The organism is Phytopseudomonas dryadis (assembly GCF_004327355.1).
GTDB classification, from domain to species: Bacteria; Pseudomonadota; Gammaproteobacteria; order Pseudomonadales; family Pseudomonadaceae; genus Aquipseudomonas; species Aquipseudomonas dryadis.
The window spans coordinates 1-3823 of the sequence record NZ_QJUM01000060.1 but is presented as its reverse complement, the minus strand read 5'-3'; the positions used below and the strand labels follow the sequence as shown (position 1 = coordinate 3823).

The following is a 3823-nucleotide window of genomic DNA, read 5'->3' as shown; positions in this document are numbered from 1 at the left end:
ACACCGCCGTGACCGGTGCGCAACTGCACGCCGATGAAGTGACGGGCGATGTCGGGCGGAACCTGATCGTGGCGTCGCTCACGGACACGGGCGAGGTCAAAGGCAAGGAGTTCGATGTCAGCGCCACCGCTACCTTCGGGCCGGGAGCGGGCTTCAGCGGTTCGGTTGGCTATGGCGAAACCACAGGCGATACCGATTGGGTCGAGAACCAGACCCGTATCGTGGCGCGGGATCGGCTGGATATCCGTACCGAAGCGCACACGCAAATCGATGGCGCACTGATCGCCTCCGAAACCGGCAACCTCAAGCTGGATACCGGCACCCTCGGTTTCAGCGATATCGCGGGTCATGACAAGGAGCGTAGCTACTACCTGAACGTCGGTGGCTCGTACGGCAAGAACGATGCGAAAGATACCCAGCAGGACAGTAGCCAGGAAGGCAAGGGCGAAAAAGGCAAGACCGGCTGGAGCGTCGAGGGTTACGAGTACGAGAAGGATCGCCAGCAGATCGTACGGGCCACGGTGGGCGAGGGCGAACTGATCGTCCGTGACGATGCGCAGACCGGGCAGGACTCCACGGAAGGCCTCAACCGCGATGTGAGCAAGGCGTACGAGATCACCCGGGATGATGAGGAACGCACGGATCTGTATGTGACCAAGTCGTCTGTGGAGGCGGTGGCGGCTGTTGCGCAAGCGGCTGCGGAGAAAGTCGCGAGAGAGGTGCAGGCACAGCGCGTGAATGTGGAGGAAATCCCACAGTCAGCCAGAGCATCACTGGGCGATGAGCGGGCTTTGGCTATGGCCAAGAACCTGGCCAGAAATGGCCTGGATCCAGAGCTGATGAAGGGCTTATCCCCTAAGACACTAGAAAATCTGGTTTCTTGGGCTGATAGTGCGGAAAACTACAATAAGGCCTATGAGGCCACTGTTGGGGCGAACACATCAGCTGAGTCTGCTGCGCAGCCCTCGGCTGGTGGAACTCTGAATCTACCTAATACCAATATCAGTGGCGCTTCACGGACAGGCGGAGATGCATTTTTAAGAGAAACCGCCGACTTCCGCGAATACCTTGGGACTTTACCGGTTGCGGAGGCCCAGATTGCACTGCTTGGCATGCAGGTTTTTATGGGGCCAGCCAAAGCAGCTGTGAGTCTTGCAGGCAATGTCCTGATCAACGCTATGTTCGGTGACAAGATTGATGCGATTAAGGACAACGCTGCCGTTGGCATGACCGCAAGTCTGAGGGATGAGGACAAAAAAGATGTTCAAGAGGAGCATGACTATGCCAAACAGCAATATGCTGCAGGAGAGGACGGTTATCTAGATGGCGATGGGGGTGTACTGGCGTCCCGTTTCCTGATTGACTTGGCTGCCGGCGAGATCGGTTCGCTGACCCGTAAGGTGGCAGGAAAGGCCGTTGGGGTGGTGTCGGGAGGGCAGCAGGGGGCAAAAGGTAACAGTGTTGCTGAGGCTTTAACTGGCGTTACCCAGAAACAGCTCGATAAAAAATTCAAGCATGCTTCTGATTTCGGTGTGGTAACTACAAAGAAAAATCCTGAGACACTTGCTCAGTATGAGTCTGCAATCAAAACTCATATGGCATCCACTTCTACAACTCAGCAAGGTACATACGGATTTGTAAAAGACTCCAAAGTGTTCTTTAATTCGACCACCAACAACGCTGTTGTGCTCGATGCGTCAGGAAATTTTGTGACGGGGTTTAAACTCTCGCCGGGAACTCAGCAGTTTGATAACTTTATTAAGAATGGTGTGCTGCGATGAGTCTTACTATCCTGGAATTTGCAAAATCGTTTGTAGCGGGAAGACTGACAGCCGGGATTTTTTCTGAAGCATATATTGAGCTTTGGAAAATTGAGCGAGATAGAAATGTTCTTCAGCTCGATGAGCCTTTACTGAGCGAGTGTTTGTCCAGTATTTTTTGTGCTGCGGACATGTACGAACCAGACGAATCAAGGGAAGAGTATGAGCTTGACGATGAAATGCTTAGATCTGAAGTCGCGAGGTTGGTTGAAAAGCTAGTCGCTGATTAGTTGGGGCAAAAGCTACTGGGGCAGCAGGGAAACCTCTGGTTTCGAAGGGTTCAGAGGTAACCCCTGAGGTTATTCAAAAAGCATTGCAGGGTGATCCTGCTATTAGTGCGCAAGGCGCTGTGTCATTACCTGCGGTGCAAAGATATGTTGATCGGCTTCTTAAGGGTGATGTTGCTCCGGCAATTAAAATGGATGGCAATGTAATTGTTGATGGGAATCATCGTTATATCGCAGCAAAGATATTGGGGCGGAATCCAGATGTGACGCCTGGGGCCTTGTCTCCTAACAAACTCGGTCAAACCAAACCTGTGTCTGAACTGAAGGTGGATCAAGTGGATTGGGGGAACAGGTGATAACTATTATTTTCGAAACTGGCGAAGAGTTGGATTTGCCCTTGGCTAGTTTTACTAAATCAAATTTAAGAGGGCTAGAGCTGCATCGTGCAATTTTTGACGGTTTAGATCTTACAGAGGCTGATTTCACGGGTTCAAACTTGAGGAATGCTTCTTTCAATTGCTCTCTATTAAATGGTGCTGTAATGAATAATGCAGCACTCATGAATGCAAGTTTTATTGATGCGAAGATGAGATGTGTGCATCTTCTGGATGCCGTGGTAGCTTATGCCGATTTTTCAGGAGCGGATCTTTCAATGGCTAATCTAAAAAATGCGGATGTCGGTGGCTCTAGTTTTATAAATTCCAATTTGCGAGATGTTAATATTGATGTGAAAAGAATAGATGGTGCTGTTTTTTGGGGTGCCATATATAATGATGGAACAATTTGGCCTAAAGGATTTGTCCCGGAGAATTTTGGTGCGGTTAAAGTTTTAGATTAATAGTGTTCGAGGCTGTCGTCGGCGTCAGCAATTTTGATTAGTTGGGGCAAAAGCAACTGCAGTACTTGAGCATTTTGGGAATAGAACAGTTGAGGATCTTGCTAGTGCAGCGGCTAATCCGATTAATAAAGAGGGCTTAACGCAGGCGGCTAGAGCATTGACTAAGCATGCTTCCGGGCAGAGAACCACTGGGACATTTCCTAAACTATCTGGGGGGTATAAAACAGCAGAATGAAACCGCCCAGCAGATAGTTAGTGAAATTCTTAGCAATCCCAAGTCGACGTATACAAGTCTGGGGCGAGGGGGCTTGAAGTTAGAGCGCCTGACGGTAGAGGGCTTCGCTATAATAGTGATGGTTCATTCTCTGGTTTTGTGGATTAAAGGACTCAGATGATAAAGCTTGAGAGTAATTCGGACTTTGAAATTGTACGGTTCAGTGATTCGCGCTATGAGAAGTTAACTGCTGAAGTTAGGTATAAGGGGGAGCCTATTGCGCAGATAAATCAAGATAAAAAAATTATGAACTTGAGATATTTGCAGATTTGAAAACGGCAGTTTTAATAGTTCCCTTGGAAGAGTTTTTAGAGTCGCTGAAGTTAGCAAAAAATGCATTGTTGTGAATAAAGGAAAAGGGGGCGGAAAAGGGTAGTGATGACAATAGGGGACAGACCCTGAGGAATCCCCACAAAATTCCTATGTAGATCAATAGGATGACTTGAGGGTGCCTGCATGAGTCGGGCAACGCGGTAAGGTGGATTAATAATTGTAGGATGGATTAGCGAAGCGTAATCCGTCGTTTACCGCGACGTAATCGTCTGACGCATGCATGACGTTTCACAAGCCAATTGCTCTTTAAAAAATAAATAGTTTTGTCGAATCATTCGGCGGATTACGCCTTCGGCTAATTCGCCCTACGCGTGATCGCCAGCCGTGTGCA

General features: G+C 49.0%; 3 protein-coding genes. All 3 read left to right on the top strand.

The features are described 5' to 3' along the window. On the top strand, positions 1–1781 hold a 1781-nt coding region (locus DNK34_RS25195), incomplete at its 5' end, for a colicin D domain-containing protein (RefSeq protein ID WP_242675398.1). After that, a complete protein-coding gene (locus DNK34_RS25185; protein ID WP_131177991.1) occupies positions 1778–2050 on the top strand; it encodes a colicin immunity domain-containing protein in 273 nt (90 codons plus the stop codon). The genes DNK34_RS25195 and DNK34_RS25185, both read left to right, overlap by 4 nt. A 349-nt stretch (positions 2051–2399) precedes the next feature. Next, a complete protein-coding gene (locus DNK34_RS25175) occupies positions 2400–2885 on the top strand; it encodes a pentapeptide repeat-containing protein (protein ID WP_131177992.1) in 486 nt (161 codons plus the stop codon). Positions 2886–3823: the final 938 nt, after the last annotated feature.

Excerpts from the sequence above, each read along its gene's own strand:
- DNK34_RS25185 (WP_131177991.1), top strand. The coding sequence starts at position 1,778 with ATGAGTCTTACTATCCTGGAATTTGCAAAATCGTTTGTAGCGGGAAGA.